This window comes from Mesorhizobium sp. BR115XR7A, from assembly GCF_020165315.1.
Taxonomy (GTDB): domain Bacteria; phylum Pseudomonadota; class Alphaproteobacteria; order Rhizobiales; family Rhizobiaceae; genus Mesorhizobium; species Mesorhizobium australicum.
In genome coordinates this window covers 1-23,260 of record NZ_JAIUHW010000010.1, presented here as the reverse complement: position 1 = coordinate 23,260, position 23,260 = coordinate 1, and the positions used below count along the sequence as shown (strand labels likewise).

Here is a 23,260-nt window from a genome sequence, read left to right as displayed (position 1 = left end):
AATGGTCGCTCTCCGCGCAAGTCAATGCGCGGTCTTCACCATGTCCACCTGGGTTTCGGTAATGTCGTCGTGCAGGATGCGGTCCAGCCGGTCGGCGACCATCTGGTCGTCGCGGCGGATCTCGCGCTTCCACGGCTGGCGGCCCTTCAGCACGCCCGATTCATCGACGATCTCGGCGACATATTCCTCCTGGCGATAGGCCATCACATGGATGCCGGAGACACCGGGAATTTCCTTCACCTCGTTGATGATGTCGGTGCAGAGCTGCTTGCCTTCCTTCTTCTGGTCCTGGGCGCCTTCCAGCCGCTTGATGATAGCGTCAGGGATATGGATGCCCGGCACGTTGGAGCGGATCCATTTTGCCGTCTTGGCGGAAGCGAGAGGGCCGACGCCACACAGGATGAACACTTTCTCGGTGTGGCCGAGATCACGCGCCTTCTGCATGAAGGTCTTGAACATCGGCACGTCGAAGCAATACTGCGTCTGCACGAACTGCGCGCCGGCGGCGATCTTCTTGCCGAGATGGATCGGGCGAAAGTCGAAAGGCGGCGCGAACGGATTGACGGCAGCGCCCAGGAACAGCTGCGGCGGCGTCGTCAGCTTGCGGCCGGACAGAAACTTGCCGTTGTCTCGCATGATGCGGCAGGTTTCCAACAGCGACATGGAATCGAGGTCGAACACCGGCTTGGCGCCCGGCTGGTCCCCGGCCTGCACGCCGTCGCCGGTCAGGCACAGCATGTTGGCGACGCCCATCGCGGCGCCGCCCAGCACGTCGCCCTGGATGGCGATGCGGTTCTTGTCGCGGCAGGCGATCTGCATGATCGGGGCGTAGCCCATGCGGGTCAGAAGTGCACAGATGCCGACCGACGACATATGGCAATTGGCGCCGGACGCATCGACGGCGTTGATGGCGTCGACCCAGCCGTCGAAGATCTTCGCACGGTTGTAGACATCCTCCGGATCGGCGCTGTCGGGCGGGTTCAGTTCGGTCGTCACCGCAAACTCGCCGCGCCTGAGCACGCGCTCCAGCCGGCCGCGCGAGGTGTGGCCGGGCAGGGGATCGAGCGGCAAATGGATGCCGGCCGGATTTTCGTCGAGCTGGCGGCCGGTCACGCGGAGGCTCCGGTCTTCGCGGCAGCGGCGGCTTCACGGGCTGCCGCAGCCTGCGCGGTCACCCGCAGCCAGGCAGAGGTTTCGCGCAACGACTGATCGACCGGCTTCTGCACGGTGAGGATCCTGTCGGAGTTGACCATGTTCTGCGAACCTTCCCAGGCCTTGACCCAGACGCAGGGCATATCGGGTTCGACCTCGCAATTGCCGTTGGCGCGCACGCCGCCGCAAGGGCCGTTGCGCAACTGCTTGGGGCAGTTCATCGGGCAAGACATGCCGGTCGAGGACAGGATGCACTGACCGCACATGCGGCAGTCGAACATGAAGCCTTTTACGCGCTTTTCGACGAACTTGATTGGAGCCTCGACACGGCCATAGCCGATACCCTTCCACAACGGGTGCAGCAGCAAGAAGGTGTCGGCGAAGCGGGCGTAAAACCATTCGAGCAAGCGCGAATGCCTGATCGACCACAGCCGTATCGCGAAGGAGCGCTGTACGCGCCGCTGCGGCGAGACATCGGCCGGCTTGTAGTCGGACTTCGGCGCCGCCTTCTTGACCTGAGTGGCCTGCGTAACGGCCACGCCTTCCTTGCTGACGGGAGTGGTTTCAGACATTTTCTTTGCCGCCGGCCTTGACCAGAGCGACCAGCCGCTCGCGGTCATATTTCGCGTCGATCTCGTTGAAGGCCTTTTCGACCTCGGCTTCGAGATCGTCACCGACCGGAACTGGATCAGCCTTGCGCCATTCGGCCAGATAGTCGTCCGTGCCGCCGGCGCCGGTGCGCATGGCGCACATGTCGATCGCCTCGGTGAAGCGCAACGGCAGTTCGCGCTTGGCGTTCTGCCGGCCCTTCTTGACGATGACCTGGGCAGGAATGTCGCGCCAGTAGACGACGATAAGATCGGCCATGAATTCTCGCTCCTCGATCCCCGAGCATTGCCGCAAGCGCAGTTGGCCCGCTTGTTATGGGACGACGCGCGCGCATTCAAAAGCGACGCATTTGGATGTCGTAAAATGAAAGGTGCGTTTATTCGTTTGCGACCCATGCCGCGACGGGGTCACTGCAGCTGTAGTGGCGGCGGAATTTACGCTGTTCCGAACACTGGATGCGTTACCAAATGCCGGTTCTCAGCCCTGTCCAGACGTAGAACCAGATCGTCGGGTGGTACCACAGCTTCGATGGCAGCCCTGGATCGAACGTTGCGAGTTTACCGGCCAGCGCGTCGCTGACCGCCTCGACGCAGATGTCGCGCGAAAACGCCGCCTGGCGCAGCGCATAGCTTGAGATGGTGTCACCTTGTTTCGGCTCGCCGCGCACCTGCTTCAGCACGCCACCAGTGTCGACGCCCGCATCGACCAGATGGACGGTGGTGCCGAAATTCTGCGGATCGCCTGACGTCAACGCCCAATAGCCGCCATTCATGCCGCGATATTTCGGGGTGATGCCGGCATGATAGTTGAGCACCGGACACGGCATTTTGGCCAGCATCTCCCTGGAAATCAGCCGGCAGCCGTTCAGCAGCACGACGCCGGGCTTGATCGTCTCGATTGCCTGCAGACATTCCGGCCCGTTGGCGGATGCCACATGGATGATGACCTGGCCTTGCCGCGGTTCCGTTTCAAGCTTCTCCTCGGCAATCAACCGGGCGGCGTGTTTGACATTAAACCGTTTGCCGAGCCTGCTCAGCACCATCGTGCCGAGCTGGCCGATGGCAGAGATCCAGCCCTGGCGTCGGGCGCGGCCCCGCAGCAATTGCTTTTTAGATTCAGGGGTTTCGAGGACGACGCTGACAGGGCCGACGCGGTCGGCGAGGTCGTTGATCATGGCCCAGACATGCGCGCCGCCACCGGTGACGACCACAATAGGTCGCGGATTTGGTTGCGACGCTGCCATTGATCTTTCCGTGCTCCAAGGACCGGCTGATGTGGCCGGACCTTAGGGCGGGCGGGTTAATCCTTGGTATGCCGGAAGCCTTACCAACCCATGAAGACCCCCGGTCAGCGCATGAAGACTTGGTCAGCGCTTGAATTCCATGATGTCGAGCTTCGATTCATAGTAGGGCGCGGGGAACTCGATTCGCCATTCCTTGGCGCTGTTTCGGAAGGCGTAACCGACCTGGTCGGTTTGCGGGCCGCTGCCATAGGGCTTTGCCCGATCGTCGTTGACGGAGCCGGAGCCAAGATAGATCGAGCGCTTGTCGCCGTCGTCGAAGAAGCGGCCCTGGGTGCGCTGAGAACCGCTGATCTTTTCCAGCCGCCAGCCGGAGCCATCATCGGTGACCCTGCATTTGAACCAGCCATAGACAACGAGCGGGCTCAGTCCGCCGGCCTTGATCGTGCGGCACCGCCAGTTGCCCGTGAGATCCTTATCGGAGAAGGCGACCAGCGGCTTGGCCAACAGCGTGTCGAGCTGCTTGAGCTCGGCGGGGTTGCCCGCCTTTGCTTCGGCGAGCGCCGCCTTGCGGGTGTCGCCATATTTGTCGAGCCGCGCCTTATCGGCAGGCGTGATCAGTTTTTGCACTTGTCCGTCGGCAAGGGCGGGCAAAATACAGCAGAGGAGACCAAGGGCGGCGATCAATGAGCGAAGGATCATCAAAGAATTCCCTGTTTTGTCTGGAACGGCGCTGCCGCCGCCTGGCGCATAACTTACCGGGTCGCTGGCGCCTGTCATCGTGCTTAACAGCGTCTCGGTCAAAACTCATGGTGTGACGCATGCGAATCTTGTTTACGGGATCGTCGGGTTGGCTGGGCAGCGCGCTGGCGCCGCTCCTGCGTGAGCTTGGACATGACGTGACCGGCCTCGACCCCATTCCATCGGCCGAAACGCGGATCGTCGGTTCGATTGCCAACCGTGACCTTGTCATGCGTGCCGTCGGAGAAAACCGGATAGAGGCCATTATTCACAGCGGCGCGCTGCACAAGCCCAACATAGACAGCCACGCCAACAGCGATTTCATCGCGGCCAACGTGCAAGGCACGCTAAACCTGCTCGACGCGGCGGTGGCGGCCAATGTGCAACGCTTCGTCTTCACGTCAACGACCTCGCTGATGATCTCGCAGGCGATACGCGACGGCTTCAAGGGCGGTGCGCGCAAGGCGGCGTGGCTGACGGAAGCGATGTCGCCCGAGCCGCGCAACATCTATGGCGTCACCAAGCTATCCGCCGAGCATCTCTGCCGTCTCTACCACCTCCAGCACGGCCTGCCGGTGGTGGTGCTGCGCACGGCACGTTTCTTCCCCGAGGCCGACGACATGGCGCATGCCATCGAGCAGTCGGACGCCAACACCAAGGCGAACGAACTGCTGTTTCGGCGGCTGACGGTGGAGGACGCGGCGCAGGCGCATGTCGCCGCCTTGGAGAAGGCACCGGAGCTCGGCTTCGACACCTTCATCGTCTGTGCGCCGACGCCGTTCCAACCCGAAGATTGCGAGGCGTTGATCAGGGACGCGCCGTCCGTGGTGGCGCGGTATTTTCCTGAATTTCCCGCTCTCTACGCGAGGAAGGGCTGGACGATGTTTTCCTCGATCGACCGGATCTATGACGCGTCGCGGGCGAGGGACAGGCTGGGTTTTGCCTGCAGGACGAGCTTTGCCGACGTGCTGGCGGCGCTGGCAGCCGAAGACCCGGCCTGAAGCCGTCAGGCGTTCGCGGCCGCCCGCGCCAGGCCTGGCGTCAGGTCGCCAAAACCGGTGGAGCGGCGCTCATAGGCGAGGCCGAGCAGGGCGGCGGCCCTTTCCGCGACCTTGTCGAGCTCCGGATCATCGGTCTGCGCCAGATAGATCAGCTTCTCGTAATTGCCGAAATAGTCCTTGATCAGCTCCGGGTGCTTGTCCAGCCCGAGCGGCTTCATGAAGAAGGCATCGAACTGGCGGCACAGGAAGTCCGTCATGTAGAAGGACATCATGTCGTCGTCGGCGACCTTCGCATAGGCTTCCATGCCTTGATAGAACGCGAAGCAATGCGGGCCGGCCATGCGTTCGACGCCATGCTTCTCCAACACGCGGTCAAGCAGGCCGCCAGTGCCGCAATCGGCATAGCCGACGAAGATATGTTCATAGCCTTCCGCCCTGGCCTTTTCGATCGCCTTGTCCATGGCCGGCGCGATGCGGTCGGGATGGAAATGAAACTCCGCCGGCAAACACGTCAATTCGAGGTGATCCAGCCCGAGCTGTTCCTTGACGGCCAACACCTCGCGCGCAATCATCCCGCAGGCGATGACGAGCAGCCTGTCTGTCTGATTCGGTTTTGTTTTTTTCGTCCTGACCAAGTCGAGCCGGCTTTTTCGCTGCGGGGCTAATTTATCTGTCGAGGGAGACACCGTCCATGAAACTGCTACGCATAGCGCCGATGGCTATCCTTGCCTGCGCTCTTGCACTTACGGCCTGCGCCAACACCGTTCGGGGTGTCGGCAAGGATGTCAAATCGACGGCGAGGGCGGTCAAGGACACCGTCGCCAATTGATCGGCGGTCGTCCCTCATCTGGGGACAAAAAAGCCGCGCTGCAAGGCGCGGCTTTTTTTTCGTCGCCCTGATGCCTTGGATCAGGCCGAAGCACGCACGTTGTGCTTGCGCTTCATGAAATCCTTGGCGGTCTCGACCGCTACCGCCGCGTCGCGGCAATAAGCGTCGGCGCCGACGGCCTTGCCGAATTCCTCGTTGAGCGGCGCGCCGCCGACCAGCACGACATAGTCGTCGCGAATGCCCTTTTCCTTCATCGTGTCGATGACGACCTTCATGTAGGGCATGGTGGTGGTGAGCAGTGCCGACATGCCGATGATGTCGGGCTGGTGCTTTTCAATCGCGTCGAGATACTTCTCGACCGCGTTGTTGATGCCGAGATCGATGACGTCGAAGCCAGCACCCTCCATCATCATGCCGACGAGGTTCTTGCCGATGTCGTGGATGTCGCCCTTGACGGTGCCGATCACCATCTTGCCCTGTTTCGGCGCGCCGGTGGCGGCGAGCAGCGGACGCAGGATGAACATGCCGGCCTTCATGGCGTTGGCGGACAAAAGCACTTCCGGCACGAACAGGATGCCGTCGCGAAAATCCTCGCCGACGATACGCATGCCTTCGACCAGCGCCTCGGTAAGCACCTTGTAGGGCGCCCAGCCGCGCTCGAGGAGGATGTTGGTGCCTTCCTCGATCTCTTCCTTCAGCCCGTCATAGAGATCGTCGTGCATCTGCTGCACCAGCTCGTCGTCGGAAAGCTCGGAAAGGATGATCTCGTCGTCGGACATTTTTATCCAGCTCCTCACGGCTTCGCGACTGTGTCGCAAGGCACAAAATAATGGTGTTCATACCTAACCCGCAACGGGCGGGTATCCATAGCTGATTTGCGACTTCCCGCAAAAGGAAAGCGACTGGAAAATCTATCGGTTTTCTTGTCGATTTTGCGACAGGCGTTGGCGCGGACGGGCCGTTTCGAATAGGGTGCATGGCTACGATCCGGGCAAAGCCGCGTCATGCGGCCGCAACGGTTACGGACCAGCCATAGTCAGGCGGGCCATATTCAGGGAAGAGCGATCATGAGTGAACACGCGGCAGTCGACCAGGAAGCGTCAAACGCGCGGCGTGGGCGCGGCGCCAGTGGCGGAGCGGCGGCCAGGCGTGCGGCGCGCTCAGGCGGCGGCCCCGGCACCCAGCTCACCTATATCAAGCGCAAGATCAACGTCTACGAGGTGCTGAACGAGGAAGGCCTGGCGCTGATCGAGAAGAACACCGACACGGTGCTGGAAGAGATCGGCATCATTTTTCGCGATGACGCCGAAGCACTGCAGCTCTGGAAAGAGGCCGGCGCCGACGTCAAGGGCGAGCGCGTGCATTTTCCCAAGGGGCTCTGCCGTTCGCTCTTGAAGACCGCGCCGCCCATCTACACCCAGCATGCCCGCAATTCAGAACGCTCGGTGCAGATCGGCGGCAATGCGACGGTGTTCGCGCCGGTCTATGGTCCGCCCTTCGTGCGCGATCTCGACGGCGTCAGGCGCTACGCGACGATCGAGGATTTCCAGAATTTCGTGAAGCTTGCCTATATGGCGCCGTCGATCCACCATTCGGGCGGCACGGTGTGCGAGCCGGTCGACGTGCCGGTCAACAAGCGTCATCTCGACATGGTCTACGCGCACATCAAATATTCCGACAAGCCGTTCATGGGTTCGGTGACCGCGCCGGAGCGCGCCGAGGACACGGTGGCGATGGCCAAGCTGGTGTTCGGCGACGACTTCGTCGAGAACAACACGGTGCTGACCAGCCTGATCAACGCCAACTCGCCGATGGTGTTCGACGAGACCATGCTTGGCGCCCTGAAGGTCTATTCGCGTCATAACCAGGCCTGCATCGTCACGCCGTTCATCCTGGCCGGCGCGATGAGCCCGGTGACGGTCGCCGGCACGCTAACGCAGGTCCTGGCCGAAGTGCTGGCCGGCGCCTCGTTCACGCAGCTGATCCGCCCGGGCGCGCCGGTGCTGTTCGGCACCTTCGCCTCGTCGATCTCGATGCAGTCGGGCGCGCCGACCTTCGGCACGCCGGAGCCGTCGCTGGTCTCCTATGGCGCTGCACAACTGGCCCGCCGGCTCGGCCTGCCGTTCCGTACCGGCGGCTCGCTTTGCGCTTCGAAAGTTCCGGACGCACAGGCAGCCTATGAGAGCGCCAACACGCTGAACTCGACCATTCTCGCCGGCACCAATTTCGTCCTGCATTCGGCAGGCTGGCTCGAAGGCGGGCTGGCCTCCTGCTATGAAAAATTCATGATGGATATCGACCAGCTCGGCATGACCCAGAAATTCTCCGAGGGCGTCGACCTGTCGGAGAACGGCCAGGCGATGGACGCCATCCGCCAGGTCGGCCCAGGCAGCCACTATCTCGGCTGCGACCATACCCAGGCCAATTTCCAGACCGCCTTCTACCGCTCGTCGATCGCCGACAACAACTCCTACGAGCAGTGGCTGGCCGAGGGCCAGAAGACCGCACCGCAGCGCGCCAACGATCTGGCGCGGCGCTGGCTGGAGGCATACGAAGCGCCGCACCTTGATGAAGGCATTGATGAAGCCCTGAAGGATTTCATCGCCAAGAAGAAGGGGTCGATGCCCGACGCCTTCACCTGAAAGGAGCCCGAGTCAGGCGGGGCTAAAGTCGCCAACATCATCCACAAGGAAGTCTGGCGGAGTGCCTTCTCCGATCCGGACAAGAAGGGATGATTGCGTGCGCGGCATGATCGACGAGATCACGGCCGCGCTTGGCGCCAACGGCCTCATCCTGCGTGGCGGCTTTCTCTTTCCCGATGACGAGGGTGGCCCTGATGGCGCCTCGAGTGAGCCGGCAAAGTCTGTCCTGCTGGTAGGGCAGGCGGGCGTCGCGCCTTGGCCGCATTTCCTGCGCTGGCGGGGCCAGCAGCCACAGGCGATCGCCGATCCGCTCGACACCTGGTCGCGGGAGGTCATCGGCGAGGTGGCGCAAGAGTTTGGTGCCCGCGTCGTTTCGCCGTCGGACAAGCCTTACCTGCCGTTCCAGCAATGGGCTGTTCGGGCGGAAGGGCTGAGGCCGTCGCCGCTCGGGATCCTCATGCATCCGCAATACGGGCTTTGGCATGCTTATCGCGGCGCGCTGCTGTTCGAGGACGAGATAACGCTTCCGGAATTTCGGGAGACGATCCATCTTTGCGACACCTGCGTCGACAAACCTTGTCTGAAATCCTGTCCGGTCGTCGCTTATTCGACGGATGGTTTCGCCTACCAGGCCTGCCTGGCGCATGTGCGGGGGGCGAATGGCGAGCCGTGCCGCAGTGGCGGTTGCCTCGATCGCAATGCCTGCCCCTATGGCGCGTCCTATCGCTATCCGCCGGAGGTCCAGGCCTTCCACATGGCTGCGTTCGCTGGTCTTTAGCGCATCACGCGATCCCGCACGAAATGTTGACCGCCTGGCTCAGGGAACGCCTTGCCGTGGCGGCTTGCGCGGATATGTATCGCGCATCTGGCAAACGGAGCACGCAATGATGAAGCAGGACCTTCACATCAAGACCCGTGACGGTGTGGCGAAGGCAGGCCTGTTCCGCTCGGCCAAGGTTTCTTCAGCCAAGGCTGGCGTCATTCTCTACCAGGACGCCTTCGGTCCGCGCCCGGCGCTTGACCTGATGGCGGAACGGCTGGCGGGCGAGGGCTATGCGGTGCTGGTGCCCGATCTCTTCTACCGCAATGCTCCTTATGGCCCGTTCGACGCCAAGACCGCTTTTGTCGAAGAAAGGACCAGGGCGCCGCTGATGGCGCTGGTCACCGGCACGACGCAGGAAATGACCATCAGCGACAGCGCCGCCTTTGTCGACGCGCTCGCCGGCGAAGGCGTCACGGGACCGATCGGCACTGTCGGCTATTGCATGGGTGGGGCGCGGGCGCTCAACGCCGCCGCGACCTACCCCGACAGGATCAAGGCCGCGGCCAGTTTTCATGGCGGCAACCTTGCCAGCGACGCCGCCGACAGCCCGCACCGCAAGGCGGCCTCCATCAAGGCGCGCGTCTATGTCGGCATGGCGGGCGTCGACCGGAGTTTTCCCCCGGAGCAGTCAACCAAGCTGGCCGAGGCGCTGAGGACGGCGGGAGTCGACCATCTGCTGGAGAATTATGCCGGCATGGCGCATGGCTGGTGCGTGCCCGACCACAGTGTCTACGACGAAGGGGGAGCCGAGCGTCACTGGAAACGGCTGACGGCGCTGTTTGCCGAGACACTGACCTGAGTCTCGTGTGGCTATTCCCGCCTGTTGGCTGCCCGATCCGTTCGCGGTATCAGGGCGGTCTCGCTGAATGAGCGGGAGCCGCGCGGGAACGATCAACCTGATGCAATCCTATGATGTCGTGATCATCGGCGCCGGCGCCGCCGGAATGATGTGCGCCGTGGAAGCCGCCAAGCGCGGCCGTTCGGTGCTGATCCTCGATCACGCGGCGGCACCTGGCGAAAAGATCCGCATCTCCGGCGGCGGCCGGTGCAATTTCACCAACATTCATGCGAGCCCGAAGAATTTCATCTCGAGGAATCCGCATTTCTGCATCTCGGCGCTCAGCCGCTATACGCAGCGCGACTTCATTGCGCTGGTCGAACGCCACGGCATTGCCTATCACGAGAAGACATTGGGGCAGCTGTTCTGCGACGGCTCGGCGCGCCAGATCATCGATATGCTGGTCTCGGAAATGCGGGGCAGGGGCGCCGAGCTGGTATTGTCGACCCGCGTCGAGGCTATCGGCAGAACCGAGGAAGGGTTTGAACTCGCCCTCTCCACGGGCTCGGTTTCCTGCCAGTCCCTGGTCGTGGCCTGTGGCGGCAAGTCGATCCCCAAGATGGGCGCGACGGGCTTCGGCTACGAGCTTGCAGAACGGTTTGGCCTTGCCGTCGTCGAAACACGGCCTGCCCTGGTGCCGCTGACCTTTGACGCAAAAACGCTTGAGCGGCTTTCGCCTTTGGCCGGAAACGCGGTCGACGCCGAGATCGCCTGCGGCAAGACGCGGTTTTCCGAGGCGATGCTGTTCACGCATCGCGGCGTCAGCGGGCCATCCATCCTGCAGATCTCCTCATATTGGCGCGAGGGTGATGAAATCCGCATCGCCATGCTGCCGGGCACGGATGTGGCTGAGCTCGTCCGCACCGCCAGGCGTGGCAATGGCCGGCAAGCGGTGCAGACCGTGCTGGCAAATCATTTGCCGAAACGACTGGCTCAGGCGATAGTCGAGCAAACCGGGCTGGACGGCAACCTCGCCGATCTTTCCGAGGCCCAGATCAAAACCGTCGAGGCCGCGGTCAACGACTGGCGCATCAAGCCAGCCGGCTCGGAGGGCTACCGGACGGCCGAAGTGACGCTCGGCGGGGTAGACACCAACGGCCTCGACCAGAAGACGATGCAGGCGAAGCTGATGCCGGGCCTGTTCTTCATCGGCGAGGTCGTCGACGTCACCGGCTGGCTCGGCGGCTATAATTTCCAATGGGCGTGGTCGTCGGGCTGGGCGGCGGGCCAGGCGTGTTGACATTCAGGTGAGGCCGGCCTGCCCTCACTCGGTACGCCCTGGACGCAAACGCCCAAATTCGAGAAAAATCTTTCCATCACCCCAAGGATTAGCCATTAGCCTTCGTCCAACAGGCAAATGATGGCGATGATGCTGGATGAGAGCGAAGCCTCCGACGCCGAACTGATCGGGCGGGCGAAGGGCGGAGACAGGGGGGCCTTTGGCAAATTGCTGGAGCGTCACTACGACTTCGTCTATCGCGCCGCCTATCGCTGGTGCGGCAGGAAGGCCGATGCCGAAGACATCGCCCAGGAAGTCTGTGTCAGGCTGGGCAAGGCGATCCGGGATTATCGCGGCAGCGGCGCGTTCACGACATGGCTCTACACCATGACGATGAACGCCGCGCGCGACACGATGCGCAAGACCCAGCGCGAGACGGTGAAGACCGAGGCCTATGGCGTCCATGCGCTGATTTCGGGCGAAGGCCCGGCCGAGGGTGAAGACCCCACCGAGGCGTTGTGGGCGGCGGTGCGGCAATTGCCGGACAAGCAGCGCGATGCCGTGATGCTTGTCTATGGCGAAGGCTTGAGCCACGCGGCCGCCGCCGAGGCGATGGCGATCTCGGAGACGACGGTTTCCTGGCACATCCATGAAGCGAAGAAACGGCTGAAGACGTTGATGCGTTCAGCCGGGGAAGTGTGACCATGGTCGACGACAACGAACTCAGAAAGCTGCGCAATGCAGCGGTACCGGCGCCGGACGAGAGCGCGAAGGCACGCGCCTTCGAAGCTGCCCTGCGCGCCTATGATCAGGAAAATATTTCCGCCGTCACCCAAGGATCGGTTGGCGGCCTTCGTCTCACGGAGCGAGCACAAAAGCTCTGGAGCGAGATCATGCAAAAGAAACTCATTGCCACGCCGGCCCTTGCCGGGCTCGTCGCCCTGCCGATCGCTGGATACGCCACCTTCCATTTGCTGAGGGAACAGCCGTCGCCGTTCGGCGGCGACGAGAAGATCACCGAGACGCTGGCCGACAAGCCGGCGACGCAGAAGCCAACCGTCGCCGAGCCGAAACAGGCTCCCACGGCGCTGGAGAAGGACAAGAAGGCAGACTTGGATGTGGAAAGCCGCGACGCCAGCGATGCACTTGCGCCGGCCGCACCGCCGAACTCCGAATCGGATGCCGCCGGTGGCGCAGCACAACCGGGCGCGCCGGTGAGCCCGACTGTATCGTCGAGGTTTGACCTAAAGACCTACAGCGGCAAGGAGGTGGAGTATGGGACTTTGCCAACCTCCAGGCCGGCCCCCGCACCCAGCGGCGAGGTTTCACGGGAGAGTGCCGGCCTCATGCCAAACGCGCCTAATGCCGCGCGGGCCAATCGCGTCCAGGGAGCCGAGCCCAAGCTTATGGCCCCGCAGCAGCCGGCGGCCATCCCGGCCGACCAGATCGCGCCGCAGGAGGAAAACCGCGATCGCGTCCAGGATTTCAAGACCAATCCCGTGCATGCGGCACTGCAAGACCCGGTCTCGACCTTCTCGATCGATGTCGACACCGCGTCCTATTCCTTCGTGCGCGGCTCGCTGAAGCAGGGCTACCTGCCGCAAGCCGACGCGGTCCGCGTCGAGGAGATGATCAATTACTTCCCTTATGACTGGAAGGGGCCGGAATCGGCCTCAACGCCGTTCAACTCGACCGTCAGCGTCATGCCGACGCCGTGGAACGCGCACACCAAGCTGATGCACGTCGCCATCAAGGGTTTCGACATCAAGCCGACCGAGCAGCCGAAGGCCAATCTGGTCTTCCTGATCGACGTGTCGGGCTCGATGGACGAACCGGACAAGCTGCCGCTGCTCAAGTCGGCGTTCCGGCTGCTGGTCAGCAAGCTGAAGGCCGACGACACCATCTCGATCGTCACCTATGCGGGCGATGCCGGCACCGTGCTGATGCCGACAAAGGTTGCCGAGAAGGACAAGATCCTCAATGCCGTCGACAATCTGCAGCCCGGTGGCTCGACGGCAGGCGAGGCCGGCATCAAGGAAGCCTACAAGCTTGCCCAGCAGTCCTTCATCAAGGATGGCGTCAACCGAGTGATGCTTGCCACTGACGGCGACTTCAATGTCGGCCAGACCGATGATGACGACCTGAAGCGGCTGATCGAGAGCGAACGCAAGACCGGCGTGTTCCTGTCGGTGTTCGGCTTCGGCCGCGGCAATCTGAACGATGAAATGATGCAGACCATTGCCCAGAACGGCAACGGCACCGCCGCCTATATCGACACGCTGGCCGAGGCCGAGAAGGTGCTGGTCGAAGATGCCTCCTCGACGCTGTTCACCATCGCCAAGGACGTCAAGATCCAGGTCGAGTTCAACCCGGACAAGGTGTCGGAATACCGGCTGATCGGCTACGAGACCCGGGCGCTCAACCGCGAGGATTTCAACAATGACCGCGTCGATGCCGGCGATATCGGCTCGGGCCATTCGGTCACCGCGATCTACGAGATCACGTCCAAAGGCGGTGGCGGCGAGCAGATCGATCCGCTGCGCTACGGCCAGGCGACGGTCAACAATGGCGGCGTCGCCAATGCGGACGAATATGCCTTCGTCAAGATCCGCTACAAGCTGCCCAACGAGGACGTCTCAAAGCTGATCACCACGCCGGTGACCTCGGCCAACGAGGTCGCGTCCTTCGATCAGGCCAGTACCGACCAGCGTTTCTCCGTCGCCGTCGCGGCCTTCGGCCAGAAGCTGCGCGACGAGGATGCGACCGCGAAGTTCGGCTACGACAAGATCATGGAGATTGCCACTGCCGCCCGAGGAGCCGACCCGTTTGGGTACAGGTCCGAGTTCCTTTCGCTTGTGCGCCTTGCCTCGGCGCTGGGCGGCAACCGGTAGTGGCGATGACGGCCGGTTTCTTTCAGATGATGGGATCGTTCTGATAACCGGCCCACGGGCGGGTGAGGCAGGCCGGCGAGGGATCTTTGCCCTTGCCGGCCTTTTTTCGGATCGGTCGATAATCAGGTGAGACCGGCCTGCAAACAGTGGCTTCCTGCGCTTCCGGTGCTCACGTACTTAAGTACGCTCCGCTCCGGTTCTCGGAAGTCACTGTTTTCGGCTCGGCCTGACCTGAATCTCAACCGATCCAGGAGCAGCGCGCAGGATCGTTAAATTGCTCGGCATTTCCGGTACCGGATCGCAATTTCCTCTCGCTACACCGGTCATGTCTAAGGCTTGAGGGAGCCGGAATTGAAAATCACAACCATCGCCAACCCGACTCCGCCGGCACGTGATGCTTCGGCGGGTTTATCAGCCCCGTCAGCCGAATCCAGACGCATCAGCGACGATGTCGCGCAGGCGCGCCACACCGCCATGTCGGCGCTGACCAATGACCGCTTCCGTGTCATGCTGGAGCAGATTTCTGATCCGAGCGCATCCGGTGCGCTGGCAACAATGCGCGGCGACAACGTGGTCGATTTCCAGTCGGCGCAGTCAAGCTACGCCGACAACAGCGAATAACCGCAAAAAGAAATCGCCTCAGGCGCGGCTGCGCCGCCGCTCGCGGCGCGCTTCGCTGGTCTCGGTGGTGTTTGCCGTCGCCACCTTGTTGCGCATCGGGCCAATGCGCTCGACGATTTTTTCGACGGTCGGGCGATCCGCCCTGGTGTGGGCGTCGAGCGCCTTGCGCATCGCGGCCAGATGCTGGAACGAGGTGCCGCAGCAGCCACCGATGATCTTGGCTCCGCCATCCACGGCGAGCCGGACATAATCGGCCATCAGTTCCGGCGTGCCGGAATAGTGGATCTCGGTGCCACGGAATTCGGGAATGCCGCAATTGCCTTTGACGATGACAGTCGCCTCCGGCTTGGCCTCGGTCATGTCGAGCAGCGAGGCCAGGATGTCGGAAGCGCCGACGCCGCAATTGGCGCCAACCCCGAGCGGCGCTTGCGACAGGCCGTCGGCGACGCCGTGGATGTCTTTCGGCAGCAGGCCCATCATGGTGCGGCCGGCGGTGTCGAACGAGCCGGTATAGGTGTAGGGCAGGCCAACGCGGATGGCGGCTTCGGCCGCCGCGCGGATCTCGTCGGGAGCCGACATCGTCTCGATCCAGGCGACTTCGGCGCCACCTTCCTTGAGACCCTCGATCTGCTCGGCAAAGGCGTCGACCGCTTCGTCATAGGTCATGGCGCCAAGCGGCACCAGCAATTCCCCTGTCGGACCGACCGAGCCGGCGACGATCACCTTGCGGCCGGCCTTGTCGGCGACAGCGCGGGCGATCTCGGCCGCGCGCTTGTTCAGCGCATGCACGCGGTCCTGCGCATGGTGCAGTTTCAGCCGGTGGCGGGTGCCGCCGAACGAGTTGGTCAGGATGATGTCGGCGCCGGCGTCGACGAAATTCTGGTGCAGGCTGGTGATGGTGTCGGGCGCGGTTTCGTTCAGCAGTTCCGGCGCCTCGCCGGCCTCCAGACCCATGGCGAACAAATTGGTGCCCGTGGCGCCATCGGCCAGCAGCACACCCTTTTCAGCCAGCAGCGCATCGATCGGATTGCTCGTCGTCATCGGATTGGCTTTCGTGTCCTGAACATGTCTTGGAATTCGAATAAGGATATAAAGAAGTCTTTATGTCTAGTCAATGAAAATGCGGTGCTGAGCGCTCAGGTAGAGCCTGATGCGAACGACATGCCGGCCAGGTTGCGCGCGAAGGCGGCCGCTTCGTGCGGATTGATGTCGGCGGCACGGATCAGATTGTCGAAATGTTGGGTCAGGGCCTGGACCGGCTGGGTGGCGTTCAGCACCACATACATGTCGCCGACATAGATCGCCGCGCGATAGGGGCCGAATATGGTCAGCGGGATCGAATAGCGCATGCGGCCATCATAAAGGAACAGGCGGAAGGTCGGGTAGAGGTCGTCGAGCAGCGTCGCCATATGGGCAAGCTGCTGCTGGCGGTCGGCCGCCGGGAAACGGTCCCACACACCGAGGCCGCGGGCGAAGATCTCCAGCGTGTGGCGCGGCATGCAGACTTCCATGTCGGTTTCCGGCCGCCGGTTGTACTCGATGCGGTATTGCGTTTCGCTGGCCTGCGCCAGTCGGCTCCTGTTGGTGATGTTGGCTTCGTAGTCGACGAGCGCGTGGGTGCGCAGGAGATCGGGAATGCCAGCCGGCACATAGCGGATCTTGGTGCCCGCCGCTTCCGCGAACCATTTGGCGAGCAGCGTGCGGTCGAAACCGTCGGGCGCTTCCTCGATCTCCAGGCTCTCGCGGATTTCGCCGGTCACGCCCTCGTCCTGGCTAAGACCAAGCAGCCAGTCTAGCGACACTTTGAATTCGGCGGCGATGTTGAGCAAGGTTTCGGCGCGCGGCAGGCGGGTCGAGGCACCTGACATCAGTTGCGACAGCGCCGACCTGTCGATGCCGACTGCTGACGCGAAAGCCGATTGGTTGAGGTCGGAGCGTGTCAGGAGTAGCTTCAGACGCTCCCGGAAGATTGCTGACAGGTCGCGCTTGTCCATCATCTCACTCCTTGGATCGGGAGGAAAATTTTTCGCCGAAGCGGCCGAAGAAGCGCTTCAGGCGTAAACGAATCCCCAAGACTGTTTACAATGTATAACATATGCAGCCAAGAATGCGCAGACGCAACATTTTGTGCACTTTGTCGCGTTGAGTGGAATCATATCTCCTGACACAATGCTGTCAGGAACCGGTTGGGGTTCCGGCGACTGAGGACAGTGGTCGATAGCATGACTGGCAAGAGCATCCGTCGAAGCAGCAGATCGGCCATCGAATGGCCGACCGTGGTTCTCGCTTTCTTCTGCTACGGCACATGGTTGGCCGCCGGCTTCTTCCTCTGGCCGTCATATCCCATAGCTGCACTGATCGTCATGGCCGTCACGCTGGCTTTGCAATCCTCTATCATGCACGAGGTGCTGCATGGTCACCCGACCCGCAACGGCCTCGTCAATGAAGCTTTCGTCTTCCTGCCGATCGGCCTTGCCTGGCCGTTCCGCCGTTTCAAGACCATTCACCTGCGCCACCACGCGGACGAGCGGCTGACCGATCCGCTCGACGATCCCGAGAGCTATTACCAGGCGCTCTGGATGCACGAAGAAATGCCGCCGCTGATGAAATTCGTGCTGAAGGTCAACAACACCATGGCCGGTCGCCTCGTCCTGGGGCCATGGCTGTCCTGCATCGGCTTCTTCATCGATGACGCCAAGCACGTGATTGCCGGAGACAAGGCGATCCGCAAGGCCTGGCTGCTGCATGCGATAGGCCTTGCCGTGGTGCTGCCGGTCGTGCAGTTCGGCTTCGGCATGCCGGTTTGGCTCTATGTGCTGGTGCCGGTCTGGCTCGGCCAGTCGCTGATCTCGATCCGCACCTATGCCGAGCACCAGTGGTCGGAGCATCCGGAAGGCCGCACGGTGATTGTCGAGCGCTCACCGCTGTCGTTCCTGTTCCTCAACAACAATCTGCACTTCGTCCATCACAAGAGCCCGACCATCGCCTGGTACCGGCTGCCGAAGCTGTTTCGTGACCGGCGTGAGGAATGGCTGCGGATGAACAATGGCTATGCCTATCCGAACTATTTCGCGCTGCTCAGATCCTATGCCTTCAAGGCCAAGGAGCCGATCGTGCATCCGGTTCTGCGGCGCGCGCCCGAGCCGGGCAGGGCGTTCAAGCCGCGCGTCAGGGCGCGCAGCATCAGTGGGCTTGGCAGCGCGCCGGTTCCCGCCGAACCGCCCAAGGAATAGTATCCGCGTGTAGAGTGGATAACGTGTCGGCCAATTCTGATTGGGCGCCGCGTTTTTGCGATCCTTTGTCCCGGCATGGTGGTTTGATATCGGCATGAGCGAATTGATTGCGGCGTTGCCGATGTATGACTGGCCGGAGGCGCGCGACGAGGTCGACGCGCAATGGGCGTCGTTGCGCGATTCATTCCGGCGAAGGGGTATCGATGCGCCGCAATCCATCGTGCGCCGCAATGGCGACCTGCCGCCGGTGCCGGGCGGCATTCGGGACGGTGAAGGTAAACTCGTCGCGCCCGATCCGGCGACGCTGCCGCCGGACGAACTCGATTTCCACAAGCTCTGGATGCATCCGGCGCTGCTGTTCGCGCAGACCTGCTGGGGGCCGATGGAACTCGGTCTGTCCCGGCATGTGCAGGTGGTCGGTCAGCCAAGCTATGACGCCTATGAAGGCGGGCAGGGCGAACTTTATTCGAGCGCGCTGGTGATGCGGTCGGGCGAGGGGCCGGAGGTTCGGTCGCCCACTGATGGCAAGGCCTTGCTGCCGCTCGATCTCATCCGGGGCAGGCGCTTCACCTTCAACAGCCTCGATTCCATGTCGGGCATCATCGCGCTGACACGCGACCTGAAAGCGGCCGGCGAAAACCTGGACATATTTTCATCGCACAGCGAAAGCGGCGGCCATCGCGACTCGATCGTGGCGGTCGCCGAAGGCAAAGCGGATGTCGCCGCGATCGATTGCGAAAGCTGGGCGCTGGCACGGCGTTTCGAGCCGGCGGCGCGCAAGATCGTGATCGTCGGCTGGACGGCGCGACGCAAAGGCTTGCCCTACATCACCGCCAGGACGACGCCGGAAAAGACCGTGCGCGCGATGCGCGAAGCGCTTGCCGGGCTAGCCGAGCAGCCTCGAATCCAACGGGTAGGTTGAAAGGTTTTCGTTGCCGGTGTCGGTGATCAGGATCTGTTCCTCGATCTTGACACCCTCACGCCCGCCAAGCCGGCCGATATAGCTCTCCACACACAGCACCATGCCCGGTTCCAGCACGCCGTCGGGTGTGTCGGATGTCCAGTCGCTGGCATGCGGCAAGGTCGGATATTCGTCGGCCAGTCCGACGCCGTGGTAGAGTACGCCGTAACGGGTTGGGAAGCAGTCTCCAGGCGGTACAGCCGAGCGTTCGACCAGTTCGTGAAACGAGACGCCGGGCTGCATCAAAGCGGTGTTGTACTCGATCTGGTCGGCGGCGATGCGGAACAGGTCGCGCTGTTCGTTGGTCGGCTTTGTATCGCCACAGAGCCAGGTGCGCGAGAGATCGGCGCAGAAGCCGTAAGGGCCGATCAGATCGGTATCGAAGGCGACGAGATCGCCCGCCTCTATGATCCGCGACGAGCATTCCTGGAACCACGGATTGGTGCGCGGTCCCGACGTCAGCAGCCGCGTCTCGATCCATTCGCCGCCGCGCGCGATGTTGCCGCGATGGAGTTGCGCCCACAATTCGTTTTCGGAGATACCGGGCTTGAGCGCCTGTTCCATCTCGCCCATCGCCGCCTCGCAAGCGACGATGGCGCGGCGCATGGCAAGGATTTCATCCGGCGACTTGATCAGCCGCGCGTTTTCCATCACCGCCTCGCCATTGCCGATGGAAATGCCGAGGCGGTGGAGTTCTTCAACGCCTTCCGGGTTGATGTGATCGACGGCGATGCGGTTGTTGCCGCCACCATGCTCCCTGACCAAATCGGCGATACTGGCGGCCCAGCGGCGGACTTTCTGCTCGGTCAGCTCGCCGCCATAAAGATACATCCACGAAACGGCCGGCCGAACTTCGTCGACGATGCCGGAATGATCGGACAGGTGCTCGCAGGAAAAGTAGTCGAACAGCACCACCGGACCCTTGGTGGCGACGAAGCAATGCCGCGTCGGATTGTGCGCGACCCAGAGCTGCATGTTGGTCGAGTCGGTCGCATAGCGGATGTTGACAGGATCATAGAGCAAGGCGCCGGCATAGCCGCGGCGCTTCAGCTCGGCGCGGATGCGCTCGAGCCGGTATTTTCGCATTGCCGGCAGGTCGGGCGCGGTAATACCCGCCGCCGCCCATTCCGCTTCGGCTTGCGCGCCATAGCCCAGCACATGCTGGTTGAGCGAAGCCGCCTTCTCGCGGGAGGCGTCGCGCAGCGCCTCGATCGAGCCTGATACAAACGGCATGATCTTGCGGTGTCGGCCGAAGCTTCCCTTTGGCGCCCCGCTGTCCATCCCGTCCTCAGGTCCGCATCTTCTCGCCGCTTGGGTCGAAGGGTGCCTCGACATTGATGCGGGCCGGACGCCGAGACCCAAGAATCTCGATTTCGAACAGCCCCGCGCTTTCATCCTCGGCAAGGGCGGCCGGCACATAGCCTTGCGCCATCGACTTTTGCACGTAGTGCGCATAGCCGCCCGACGTCACCCAGCCGACCACGCGCCAGTCGCCGTCGACGATGCCGCGCACGGCCGACGCACCTTCGGCGGCCTTCGAGCCACGTATTTCCTTGCCTGACGTGTCGAAGCGCGGCGCGCCGTAGCCATGCGGCTTTTCAACCGTGCCGTAATCCTTGTCGACCTTGGCCCAGATCGGCTCGTCGCCCATCACGTCGGCATCGGCGGCGTCGACGATGAAGGAGACGCGACGCAGCTTCGGCCCTTGCGCCTGTTCCTTGGCAGCGGCTTCACGGCCGATGAAGTCGTTCTTCTCGAGCTTGATGAAGCGGTCCATGGAGCCTTCGAACGGCCCGTAGATCGGCCTCAACTCGCGGAACCAGGTCGGGAAATTTTTTTCCAGGCGCATCGACAGCAAGGCGCGCATGCCGAAATCGACGATTCCGAATTCCTCGCCGGCGTCCTTGATCGCCTTGTAGACTAGGCGCTCATAGGCTGGCGCCATCCAGATCTCGTAGCCGAGGTCACCGGTATAGGTGATGCGGTTGACCATACAGGGCGCGCCGCCGACCGCCATCTCGCGGAAATCCATGAAGCGGAAAGCCTTGGTCGAGATGTCGATATCGACCAGCTTCTGCAGGAGGTCGCGCGATTTCGGGCCGGCGATCGACAGGCCGACGAGTGTCTGGTCGAAACGGTGGATGCGCACCGAACCATCCTTGGGCAGGTGCTTTTCGAACCAGCGCATGTGGTATTTCTGCGCTGCCGAAGAGCCCCAGATCATGAAGCGGTCTTCACCGGCCTTGGCGATGGTGAAGTCGCCGATCAGCTTGCCGAACTCGTTGATCATCGGTGTCAGCACGATGCGGCCGGTCTTCGGCATGCGGTTGGTCATCAGCCGGTTGAGGAACTCTTCCGCGCCCGGCCCCGACACTTCGTATTTGGCGAAGTTGGCGATCTCGGTGACGCCGACACGCTCGCGCGTGGCGCGCACTTCCTCACCGATCGGTCCAAAGTCGTTGGAGCGGTGGAAGGAGACGACGTCTTTCGGCTCGCTGCCCTTAGGCGCGAACCAGAGCGGGGTTTCGAGACCCCAGGAGTCTCCCATCACGGCATTGTTGGCGAGCATGGTGTCGTAGAGCGGCGTCGTCTGCGCCGGGCGGGCAGCCGGCAGTTCCTCGTTGGGGAAGCGGATCGAGAAGCGGCGCGAATAGTTTTCGCGCACCTTGGCGTTGGTGTAGCGCAGCCCAGCCCATTCGCCGAAGCGGGCGACATCCATGCCCCAGACGTCGAAGCCCGGATCGCCATGCACCATCCAGTTGGACAACGCCAGGCCGACGCCGCCGCCCTGGCTGAAGCCGGCCATGACGGCGCAGGCGCACCAGAAATTGGTTAGGCCCTGCACCGGGCCGACCAGCGGATTGCCGTCGAGCGCGAAGGTGAAGGGGCCGTTGATGATCTGCTTGATGCCGGCCTTTTCGATGCCGGGGAAATGCTTGAAGCCGATTTCCAGCGACGGCGCGATGCGGTCGAGATCGGGCGGCAGCAGTTCATGGCCGAAGTCCCACGGCGTGTTGACCGGCGACCACGGCTTGCAGGCCTTTTCATAGGTGCCGAGCAGGATGCCGTTGCGCTCCTGGCGGGTGTAGATCTCGCCCTTGAAGTCGAGCACACCGATCATTTCGCGGCCGGTCGACTTGTTGAACTCCTCGACCTCCGGCATCGGCTCGGTCAAGAGATACATGTGCTCCATGGCCAGCACCGGCAGCTCGACGCCGACCATGCGGCCGATCTCGCGCGCCCACAGGCCGCCGCAGTTGACGACATGTTCGGCGTGAACCGTGCCTTGTTCGGTGACGACGTTCCAGGTGCCGTCCGGCTGCTGTGTCAGGTCGACGACGCGGTTGCGCAGCACGATTTCGGCGCCGAGTTTTTTGGCCGCCTTGGAATAGGCAATGGTGGTCCCGGAGGGGTCGAGATGGCCTTCGACCGGATCCCACATGGCGCCGACGAAATTGGTCTCGTCCATCAGCGGGAACATCGCCTTGGCCTCGGACGGCGTGATCAGTTCGGTGTCCATGCCGAGATAGCGGCCTTTGGCGTGGGCAAGGCGCAGGAAGTCCATGCGCTCGGGCGTATCGGCCAACATCACGCCGCCGGTCAGGTGCAGCGAGCAGGACTGGCCCGAAATCTCCTCGATCTCCTTGTAAAGCTGGACCGTATAGGCCTGCAGCTTGGCGACGTTCGGATCGCCGTTCAGCGTGTGGAAGCCGCCGGCCGCATGCCAGGACGAGCCGGAGGTGAGCTCCGAGCGCTCGATCAGCATGATGTCGGTCCAGCCGGCCTTGGCCAGGTGGTAGAGCACCGAGCAGCCGACGACACCGCCGCCAATGACAACCGCTTTTGCATGGGATTTCATGAGGATAGTTCCGTTTTTGAAGAGATTGAATCGGAGGAATGGGACACGAAGACAAAGCGGAGGTCGGATACAGCGATGTTTTCGATCAGCTTGCCGTCAAGCGCGGCAAGGATGGTTTCACAGACGGAAGTGCGATGTTTCACGACGTCATGGCTCCAAAGGCGCAGGATCGAATAGCCCTGAGCGCGCATGAAGTCGTCGCGGCGGCGGTCATAGGGACTGTCCGCATGCTGGTGTCCGTCGACTTCGACAACAAGCCATTTTTCGCGGCAGGCGAAGTCAGCGTAGTAGGGTTCGATAGAGAACTGTCGCGTGAACTTGTAGCCGCCAAGCTTGCGGGCTTTTAGTTCGAGCCAAAGCAGTGCTTCCGCTTGATTGTCGCCTTGCCTGAGTTTTCTGGCTCTCTGGGTTGTGCCTGTTTTTCGGCGACTGCGCGTTTGAGGAGCGCCTTCCCCCACTCCGTCGCTGCTTCGCAGCGCCACCTCTCCCCCCTCGAGAGGAAGGGAGCCAACTGGGCTAGGCTCGCGCTTTTCCTCTCCCCCGTCGATCGGGGGAGAGGTGTCGAGCGAAGCTCGACGGAGTGGGGGTCGACTATTCATCG

General features: G+C 62.6%; 23 protein-coding genes. 11 read left to right on the top strand and 12 right to left on the bottom strand.

Translation table 11 applies throughout. The features are described from left to right. Nucleotides 1–21 precede the first annotated feature (21 nt). From LB557_RS21110 to LB557_RS21090, 5 genes are all read right to left on the bottom strand, one after another. Entirely contained in the window at nt 22–1,113 is a 1,092-nt protein-coding gene (locus LB557_RS21110; protein WP_015317421.1) for a methylenetetrahydrofolate reductase, read from the bottom strand. After that, nucleotides 1,110–1,724, bottom strand: coding sequence for a methylenetetrahydrofolate reductase C-terminal domain-containing protein (locus LB557_RS21105; protein ID WP_224643899.1), 615 nt, complete (start codon nt 1,722–1,724; stop codon nt 1,110–1,112). Before LB557_RS21105 ends, LB557_RS21110 begins: the two co-directional genes overlap by 4 nt. After that, nucleotides 1,717–2,019, bottom strand: a complete 303-nt coding sequence (locus tag LB557_RS21100; RefSeq protein ID WP_015317423.1) for a virulence factor — start codon at nt 2,017–2,019, stop codon at nt 1,717–1,719. The genes LB557_RS21105 and LB557_RS21100 overlap by 8 nt, the downstream gene beginning before the upstream one ends. Nucleotides 2,020–2,221: 202 nt before the next feature. Further along, on the bottom strand, nt 2,222–3,004 hold the full coding sequence (locus LB557_RS21095) for a formyl transferase (protein ID WP_224643900.1): 783 nt from the start codon (nt 3,002–3,004) through the stop codon (nt 2,222–2,224). Nucleotides 3,005–3,127: 123 nt separating this feature from the next. After that, nucleotides 3,128–3,703, bottom strand: a complete 576-nt coding sequence (locus tag LB557_RS21090; RefSeq protein WP_224643901.1) for a DUF4893 domain-containing protein — start codon at nt 3,701–3,703, stop codon at nt 3,128–3,130. A gap of 119 nt (nt 3,704–3,822) precedes the next feature. Here LB557_RS21090 and LB557_RS21085 point away from each other — a divergent pair, with 119 nt between their 5' ends. Next, nucleotides 3,823–4,743, top strand: a complete 921-nt coding sequence (locus LB557_RS21085) for an NAD-dependent epimerase/dehydratase family protein (RefSeq protein WP_224643902.1) — start codon at nt 3,823–3,825, stop codon at nt 4,741–4,743. Nucleotides 4,744–4,748: 5 nt separating this feature from the next. On the opposite strand, the gene LB557_RS21080 is transcribed toward LB557_RS21085, so the two are convergent. Then, on the bottom strand, nt 4,749–5,378 hold the full coding sequence (locus tag LB557_RS21080; RefSeq protein ID WP_140615928.1) for a DUF1638 domain-containing protein: 630 nt from the start codon (nt 5,376–5,378) through the stop codon (nt 4,749–4,751). Nucleotides 5,379–5,434: 56 nt separating this feature from the next. On the opposite strand from LB557_RS21080, the gene LB557_RS21075 reads away from it, so the two are divergent. Then, nucleotides 5,435–5,572, top strand: a complete 138-nt coding sequence (locus tag LB557_RS21075) for an entericidin A/B family lipoprotein (protein ID WP_015317428.1) — start codon at nt 5,435–5,437, stop codon at nt 5,570–5,572. Between the two features lie 80 nt (nt 5,573–5,652). On the opposite strand, the gene LB557_RS21070 is transcribed toward LB557_RS21075, so the two are convergent. Further along, a complete protein-coding gene (locus tag LB557_RS21070; RefSeq protein ID WP_015317429.1) occupies nt 5,653–6,351 on the bottom strand; it encodes a corrinoid protein in 699 nt (232 codons plus the stop codon). Nucleotides 6,352–6,639: 288 nt separating this feature from the next. On the opposite strand from LB557_RS21070, the gene LB557_RS21065 reads away from it, so the two are divergent. The 7 genes from LB557_RS21065 to LB557_RS21035 all read left to right on the top strand — a co-directional run bounded on the left by LB557_RS21065 (nt 6,640) and on the right by LB557_RS21035 (nt 14,606). Continuing rightward, nucleotides 6,640–8,214, top strand: a complete 1,575-nt coding sequence (locus LB557_RS21065; protein WP_140615930.1) for a trimethylamine methyltransferase family protein — start codon at nt 6,640–6,642, stop codon at nt 8,212–8,214. Nucleotides 8,215–8,311: 97 nt separating this feature from the next. Further along, the gene (locus tag LB557_RS21060) at nt 8,312–8,992 is read left to right on the top strand and encodes a 4Fe-4S dicluster domain-containing protein (RefSeq protein WP_224643903.1); all 681 of its coding nucleotides are present in this window, start codon (nt 8,312–8,314) and stop codon (nt 8,990–8,992) included. Nucleotides 8,993–9,098: 106 nt separating this feature from the next. Next, a complete protein-coding gene (locus LB557_RS21055; protein WP_224643904.1) occupies nt 9,099–9,836 on the top strand; it encodes a dienelactone hydrolase family protein in 738 nt (245 codons plus the stop codon). A 100-nt stretch (nt 9,837–9,936) separates the two neighbouring features. Continuing rightward, nucleotides 9,937–11,115 carry an NAD(P)/FAD-dependent oxidoreductase gene (locus LB557_RS21050; protein WP_224643907.1) on the top strand — a complete coding sequence of 393 codons (1,179 nt, stop codon included), beginning with the start codon at nt 9,937–9,939 and terminating at the stop codon, nt 11,113–11,115. Between the two features lie 120 nt (nt 11,116–11,235). Continuing rightward, nucleotides 11,236–11,796, top strand: coding sequence for an RNA polymerase sigma factor (locus tag LB557_RS21045; protein WP_224643905.1), 561 nt, complete (start codon nt 11,236–11,238; stop codon nt 11,794–11,796). Between the two features lie 2 nt (nt 11,797–11,798). Next, nucleotides 11,799–13,985, top strand: a complete 2,187-nt coding sequence (locus LB557_RS21040) for a VWA domain-containing protein (protein ID WP_224713091.1) — start codon at nt 11,799–11,801, stop codon at nt 13,983–13,985. 351 nt (nt 13,986–14,336) lie between these two features. Then, nucleotides 14,337–14,606: a hypothetical protein gene (locus LB557_RS21035; protein ID WP_224643639.1), complete on the top strand. Its 270-nt coding sequence runs from the start codon at nt 14,337–14,339 to the stop codon at nt 14,604–14,606. An 18-nt stretch (nt 14,607–14,624) separates the two neighbouring features. Here the strand turns inward: LB557_RS21035 and bmt are convergent, their stop codons facing one another. Both bmt and LB557_RS21025 read right to left on the bottom strand, forming a co-directional pair. After that, nucleotides 14,625–15,647, bottom strand: coding sequence for a betaine--homocysteine S-methyltransferase (bmt, locus tag LB557_RS21030; protein WP_224643638.1), 1,023 nt, complete (start codon nt 15,645–15,647; stop codon nt 14,625–14,627). A 95-nt stretch (nt 15,648–15,742) separates the two neighbouring features. Further along, nucleotides 15,743–16,600, bottom strand: coding sequence for a helix-turn-helix domain-containing protein (locus LB557_RS21025; protein WP_140714851.1), 858 nt, complete (start codon nt 16,598–16,600; stop codon nt 15,743–15,745). A 228-nt stretch (nt 16,601–16,828) separates the two neighbouring features. Here LB557_RS21025 and LB557_RS21020 point away from each other — a divergent pair, with 228 nt between their 5' ends. Together LB557_RS21020 and LB557_RS21015 are read left to right on the top strand one after the other, a co-directional pair. Next, a complete protein-coding gene (locus LB557_RS21020) occupies nt 16,829–17,839 on the top strand; it encodes a fatty acid desaturase (protein WP_181166283.1) in 1,011 nt (336 codons plus the stop codon). A gap of 94 nt (nt 17,840–17,933) precedes the next feature. Beyond that, the gene (locus tag LB557_RS21015) at nt 17,934–18,761 is read left to right on the top strand and encodes a phosphate/phosphite/phosphonate ABC transporter substrate-binding protein (protein ID WP_224523137.1); all 828 of its coding nucleotides are present in this window, start codon (nt 17,934–17,936) and stop codon (nt 18,759–18,761) included. Here LB557_RS21015 and LB557_RS21010 read toward each other — a convergent pair. Genes LB557_RS21010 through LB557_RS21000 form a run of 3 tightly spaced genes read right to left on the bottom strand, consistent with a single transcriptional unit; the run spans nt 18,726 to nt 23,141 of the window. Next, nucleotides 18,726–20,081, bottom strand: a complete 1,356-nt coding sequence (locus LB557_RS21010) for a M24 family metallopeptidase (protein WP_224523135.1) — start codon at nt 20,079–20,081, stop codon at nt 18,726–18,728. The genes LB557_RS21015 and LB557_RS21010 overlap by 36 nt on opposite strands. A gap of 7 nt (nt 20,082–20,088) precedes the next feature. Next, nucleotides 20,089–22,659, bottom strand: coding sequence for an FAD-dependent oxidoreductase (locus LB557_RS21005; RefSeq protein ID WP_140723886.1), 2,571 nt, complete (start codon nt 22,657–22,659; stop codon nt 20,089–20,091). Beyond that, on the bottom strand, nt 22,656–23,141 hold the full coding sequence (locus LB557_RS21000) for an endonuclease domain-containing protein (RefSeq protein WP_015317443.1): 486 nt from the start codon (nt 23,139–23,141) through the stop codon (nt 22,656–22,658). Before LB557_RS21000 ends, LB557_RS21005 begins: the two co-directional genes overlap by 4 nt. Nucleotides 23,142–23,260 lie beyond the last annotated feature (119 nt).